We start from the raw sequence: 6369 nt of genomic DNA, 5'->3' as shown, positions 1-6369 counted from the left end.
CTCCAAAAGGGCCGCCAACAAGACAGCGAACACCTTTTGAAGAGTTCTGACTAATTGTTCCTCCAGCTCTTTTAATAAAGGCCATTCTGTGGTAAAATGTTTCATGGACTCTCTCCCTCCTGTTTTATTGATGTTGGTCATCACCATCATAGCAGGGAGAGAGTCCTTTTTGCATGACATTTGCTTTTTTCTACCGCGCTTCGCTTGGTGGCCCCGACGAGCGTCGCGAACAAAAGTTCGCAACCCTCGTCGGGGAATCATTCCTGAATGTCACCCACAAATATTTTACTCACACTTTTTATTTCCGCCTGAAAACATAAGGTTCACTCGTTTCACAGCATCTAACGTTTTTTTGCCAAATACTCCGTCTTCTGTTCCGCATTTAAAATTGATCATATTTAGCGCTTGTTGTAAGATGCGAACGTCTTCACCGCGATCGCTATATCGCAATACTTTATTCGGAAGCTTATTTATCAGTTGTTCAATTGGATTTTGTTGCTTCGGTGTTTGATTGGATGGTTGTGATGGTGTCTTCACTTCTTCTTTTTTTACTCGCTTCTCAATGATTATTTGTTGCCCGGGCTGTAATGCTCTTGGATCAACGTTTGGATTTAGGCGCAATAACGTTTTTACACTTACCCCTGTTTTTCGACTAATTGCCCATAGCGTATCTCCTTGTTCGACAGTATACTGTTTCATTTCTTCTTTCATTTCGACGTTTTCGTTTTCTGCTAATACTTGCGCATAGTTAAAACAAGGGCATTGTTTCCATTCATATCCTTTTAGCTCATTATGTCCTTTCACGTCTTTATAGTTCGGCAAGATGTTTACCAGCGTTTTATATAACGTTCTCAATGATTGTTTTTGTTCATCCGTCGGTTGTTGTGTGCGAAAATCGCCGGTTAAACAAATGCCGATACAGTAACTGTTATGATTGCCGACATGGTAGCTAATCGTTTCTAAGTCGTTGCAAAAATGAATGGTTCCGTCTTGTTCAATGACGAAATGGTATCCGATGCCTGGCCATCCTTTACTTACATGATAATTGGCGAATGCAAATGCCGAGCCTGTTTTCGTTAAACTATGATGAATAATGATGTGCGTTTTTTTTTGAAGTGTTGTTTTTTTATACGATTGGCCAGAACGAATGGGAAGAAGGTGGCGTATATCTTTTAATTGAGGAATCGCAAATAGTTGATTCATTTTTAACCTCCTTTTCTTTATTTCTATGTACTACTATATGTTTCATTGAATGAAATGGTTTGTACGAACATATGAAAAATGAAAAAGCTGCCGAAAACAGGCAGCCTTTTCATTTATGCGATTGGTCCACCGAATTGTTCAATGCGTGGATCAACGTTTGTGAATTTTTTAAAGTTTTCACGGAACTTCGCCGCAAGTTCTTTTGCTTTTTGTTCATACGCTTCTTGATCTGTCCATGTACTTTTTGGTTGCAATACTTCATCAGGTACACCTGGGACGTGGAGCGGAATATGCAGACCGAAAATTGGGTCTTGAACGGTTTCTACGTTGTTTAATTCGCCTTCCAACGCAGCTTTGACCATTGCGCGCGTATAAGACAGTTTCATCCGTTCACCAACACCGTATCCGCCTCCCGTCCAACCGGTGTTCACTAAAAATACTTGCACGCCATGAGCGTCAATTTTTTGTCCGAGCATGTCTGCATAGCACGTTGCAGGAAGCGGTAAAAACGGTGAGCCAAAGCAAGTAGAAAACGTTGCTTCAGGTGCGGTAATTCCGCGCTCTGTGCCCGCTAACTTGCTTGTATAGCCGCTTAAGAAATGATACATTGCTTGTTCTTTTGTTAATTTGCTAATTGGAGGCAATACACCAAACGCATCGGCTGTTAAAAAGACGATCGTATGCGGATGACCTGCAACGCTCGGTTGGACGATATTATCCATTGCTTCAAGCGGGTATGCTGCGCGCGTATTTTCGGTTAACGTCGCATCGTCATAGTTTGGTATGCGTGTGTCTGGATCAATCATGACGTTTTCTAATACAGAACCGAAGCGAATCGCATCGAAAATTTGCGGCTCTTTTTCGCGCGATAAGTTAATGCATTTCGCATAACACCCGCCCTCAATATTGAACACGCCGTTATTTGACCAACCGTGCTCGTCATCGCCGATTAGGCGACGGTTTGGGTCAGCAGAAAGCGTTGTCTTTCCTGTGCCCGATAAACCGAAAAAGAGCGCCACATCTCCTTCTTGACCTACGTTTGCTGAACAATGCATCGGAAAGATTCCTTGTTCTGGCAATAGAAAGTTCATGACCGAGAAAATCGATTTTTTCATTTCCCCTGCATATTCTGTTCCACCAATCAGCACGGTACGACGTTCAAATGAGATGATAATAAACGTTTCTGAACGTGTGCCGTCAACAGCTGGATCCGCTTTAAATGTCGGTGCAGAAATGACCGTAAATTGTGGTTCATGCGTTTGTAATTCTTCTGTTGTTGGACGAATAAACAATTGATGAGCAAATAAGTTATGCCAAGCAAATTCATTGACAACTTGAATTGGCAAACGATAAGCTGGATCCGCGCCTGCAAAGCCGTTGAATACAAATATTTCTTCTTTCGTCATTAAATAATCGATCACTTTATTGTACAGTTTATCAAATACTTCTTCAGAAATTGGTTGATTGACAGTTCCCCAATCAATTTTATGTTTCACAGACGGTTCTTCCACAATATATTTATCTTTTGGAGAACGACCTGTATATTTTCCAGTTGTTGCACAAACTGCACCTGACGAAGTGAGAACGCCTTCTTTGCGAGTTAATACTTTTTCTACTAATTGCGGTACAGATAAGTTATGAAAAACCCCATCCTTTTGTAAGAGTGTTGATAATTTGTTCGTCAATTCAATGGAATTCATCGGACAAAACCTACCTTTGTTTGATTTATCTTTATGTAAAAAGTATAACACATTTTAATAAATAGTCCATACTAATTCGTGTATTTTTCTTGAATTTATTTTCAAGATCATTGCAGTAGAAAAAACGTTGACTCGCTTCATACAGATGTGATATGATGCTGAGATGAACGGATACTCTTATCCCGAGTTGGTGGAGGGAGACAGGCCCGATGAAGCCCAGCAACCGTCACATACGTGAAAAGGTGCTAACCTGTGGCAAGGGGACGCCCTTGAACGATAAGAGTGAAAGGCGCAGACAAATGCAAAAACCTTTCCTCTGAGGGAAAGGTTTTTTTCACGATAGACCATAATAAGAGGGATGAGTACCGTATCATTTGTCACTATACTGAGGAGGAATGTTTGAATGCCTAAACGTCGTCTGTTTACATCTGAATCTGTAACGGAAGGGCATCCGGATAAAATTTGTGACCAAATTTCCGATGCGATTTTAGATGCGATTTTAGCGAATGATCCGAATGCGCGTGTTGCGTGCGAAACGAGTGTAACAACAGGACTTGTTTTAGTGAGTGGAGAAATTACAACATCTACATATGTAGATATTCCGAAAATTGTTCGTGAAACAATTCGTGAAATTGGCTATACGCGTGCAAAATACGGCTTTGATGCAGATACGTGCGCAGTATTGACGTCAATTGATGAACAGTCGCCAGATATCGCAATGGGTGTTGACAAAGCGTTAGAAGCTCGCGAAGGACAAATGACAGATGAAGAAATCGAAGCGATCGGTGCAGGTGACCAAGGACTAATGTTTGGCTTCGCGTGCAACGAAACGAAAGAACTTATGCCGCTACCAATTTCTCTTGCACACAAACTTGCACGTCGTTTAGCGGAAGTGCGTAAAGAAGACATTTTACCGTACTTACGTCCAGACGGAAAAACGCAAGTGACAGTCGAGTACGATGAAAACGGCAAACCTGTACGTATCGATACGATTGTTGTTTCTACACAACATCATCCAGAAATTACACAAGATCAAATTGTGCGCAATATTAAAGAACATGTCATTCAACCTGTCGTTCCAGCAGAATTGATCGATGAAAACACAAAATATTTCATCAACCCAACAGGGCGTTTCGTCATCGGTGGTCCACAAGGTGACGCAGGGTTGACAGGACGTAAAATTATCGTTGACACATACGGTGGTTATGCACGTCACGGCGGCGGAGCGTTTTCAGGAAAAGATCCGACGAAAGTAGACCGCTCAGCAGCGTATGCGGCGCGTTACGTAGCGAAAAACATTGTCGCGGCAGGTCTTGCGGATAAATGTGAAGTGCAGTTAGCATATGCGATCGGTGTTGCAAAACCTGTATCGATTTCAATTGATACGTTCGGCACGGGCAAAGTATCTGAAGATGTATTAATTGAAGTGGTGCGCAACAACTTTGATCTTCGTCCGGCGGGTATTATTAAAATGCTTGATCTTCGTCGCCCGATTTACAAACAAACAGCTGCTTACGGTCACTTTGGTCGCACAGATATTGATCTTCCATGGGAACGTACAGATAAAGCAGAAGTGTTAAAACAACAAGCGTTACAGTTGGCGAAGTAAGAAAGGAGAGAGAGTTACGGAATGTAGCTCTCTCTTTTTTCACAAGTATGTTCTTTTACAGTCGCTTGATGATCATAGGACAGGGAAAGGCGATAGTAGCTAAAAATGTTGGACATTATGGTTTGGCATGCTGTTTACGCAGAAGGAAAGTGAATCTCCCCTTGCTCGCTCTTACGCGTAATGAGAGAAACGTTTGTGCGCCACTTGTTCATAATGAGAAAGAAGTTCGATGAATATGTTATTCCAGTCTTTCGTTTTTGCATATTCTCGAGCACACTTCCCCATTTGTTTTCTTTTTTGTTCATCTTTCAATAAGTATTCAATTGCTTCTTTCCAAGCGTTTAAATCATCAGGAGGGCGTAATAATCCTGTTTGTTGTTCAGTGACGATGGTTGTAACCCCACCGCGATTTGCACAAACAACAGGAGTGCCTGATGCAAATGATTCTAACACAACATTCCCAAACGTTTCTGTAGGAGATGGAAATGCAAATATATCTGCAGCTGCGTATGCTTCTGCGAGTGCTTCTCCATTTAAAAAACCAGTAAACGTGACGTTTTTTGGAGCTTGCTGTTTTAAATGTTCTTTTAACGGTCCATCCCCGACGATCACCCAACGAATAGAAGGTGACATTTGTTTGGCAAGTTCAATAAGTATATCGACATTTTTTTCTCTCGCTAAGCGCCCAACGTACAAAACGATATGACGTTCCGTGATATGATATGTTTTTCGGAACGATTCGTTATTCTCACGCGGGTAAAATGTTGAGCAATCAACACCGCGCGACCAAATGTGCAAGTTTGTAAAACCACGTTGTTGCAAGTGATTTAGCGTTTCTTCGGAAGGGACAAAAATTTTTTCCGCTGAGCGATGAAACCAGTGCGTATAGCGCCAAAACCAATGGGATAAAAAATCGAGGTTGTAGTAGTGCAAATATTGGTCAAAATGAGTGTGATATGAGGCAACGAAAGGGATATTCATTTTTTTTGCATAATGCAAGCCACATAAGCCGATATTAAATGGGGTAGCGATATGGATAAGCGTTGGTTGAAATTGCTCTAGTTGTTGGCGTATTGTCATCATGTTCGGGATGGCTAAGCGACATTCAGGATAAAGAAAAAAACGAAAGCTTTTGAAGTGATAAATATAGTTTGTAGAAAAATCATCTGTTTGCGTTTCTGGAGCGAAAACGCGGAAGTCAATTCCACGAGATTCTAAGAAGTCGACCCATCTCTTTAATGTTCGGGCGACGCCATTCACTTCAGGGGCAAACGTGTCAGTAAATAAAGCAACTTTCATGACGATTCCTCCCTTATAAAATCACAGAAAATGAAGCGACGCCAAACAACGTACCGAGCATACCGCCTGCGAGCACATCAGAAGGATAATGAAGCCCTAAATAAATGCGCGAAATCGCGACACTACACGCGATGGGCAAGAGAAAAATCGTTAATGCCGGGGCGTATAGTAAAAATGGAATGATGACAGAAAATATTGCGGTTGTATGTCCGGATGGAAACGAATGATCAGTTAACGGATTTTTTGTTACTTTTGTGTTATGAAGTGAAATATACGGTCGTTTGCGTGGGTACATTTTTTTCATGATTGCGACAGGAATATGGCTAAGTGCTAATGCGATGGCACTAGCGATAGCAGCATCCCGCCATTCGTCACGCAACAGCCAAACAGCTAGCATGACAGCCGTAATTGAACATGTCGCCCCGCCAGCGTGTGTAATCGAACGAAAATATGCGTTAAGCCACTTACGATCAAAATAACGATTAATGCTGTAAAACAACTTGCATTCCCAATCGTACCATTTTCTCAACATAAGCAAATCCCCCTGAACTTATGATA

At 41.7% G+C, this 6369-nt stretch carries 5 protein-coding genes and 1 riboswitch; of the genes, 1 reads left to right on the top strand and 4 read right to left on the bottom strand.

From position 1 onward, the window contains the following. Positions 1–285 precede the first annotated feature (285 nt). Positions 286–1203: an N-acetylmuramoyl-L-alanine amidase gene (locus LH47_RS09690; protein WP_043966959.1), complete on the bottom strand. Its 918-nt coding sequence runs from the start codon at positions 1201–1203 to the stop codon at positions 286–288. Positions 1204–1316: 113 nt separating this feature from the next. Next, entirely contained in the window at positions 1317–2903 is a 1587-nt protein-coding gene (pckA, locus tag LH47_RS09685; protein WP_043966957.1) for a phosphoenolpyruvate carboxykinase (ATP), read from the bottom strand. Between the two features lie 174 nt (positions 2904–3077). Then, positions 3078–3186, top strand: a riboswitch (SAM riboswitch). A gap of 120 nt (positions 3187–3306) precedes the next feature. Here pckA and metK point away from each other — a divergent pair. Further along, positions 3307–4512, top strand: coding sequence for a methionine adenosyltransferase (metK, locus tag LH47_RS09680; protein ID WP_021095566.1), 1206 nt, complete (start codon positions 3307–3309; stop codon positions 4510–4512). A 171-nt stretch (positions 4513–4683) separates the two neighbouring features. Here the strand turns inward: metK and LH47_RS09675 are convergent, their stop codons facing one another. Together LH47_RS09675 and LH47_RS09670 are read right to left on the bottom strand one after the other, a co-directional pair. Beyond that, a complete protein-coding gene (locus LH47_RS09675) occupies positions 4684–5811 on the bottom strand; it encodes a glycosyltransferase family 4 protein (RefSeq protein ID WP_043966956.1) in 1128 nt (375 codons plus the stop codon). Between the two features lie 13 nt (positions 5812–5824). Further along, entirely contained in the window at positions 5825–6343 is a 519-nt protein-coding gene (locus tag LH47_RS09670) for a phosphatase PAP2 family protein (RefSeq protein WP_043966954.1), read from the bottom strand. Between the last annotated feature and the right edge of the window lie 26 nt (positions 6344–6369).

Source organism: Anoxybacillus thermarum (genome assembly GCF_000836725.1).
In the GTDB taxonomy this organism is placed as follows: Bacteria; Bacillota; Bacilli; order Bacillales; family Anoxybacillaceae; genus Anoxybacillus; species Anoxybacillus thermarum.
Note: the sequence above shows the minus strand (reverse complement) of the source record. Positions and strands in the feature narration are given on the sequence as shown.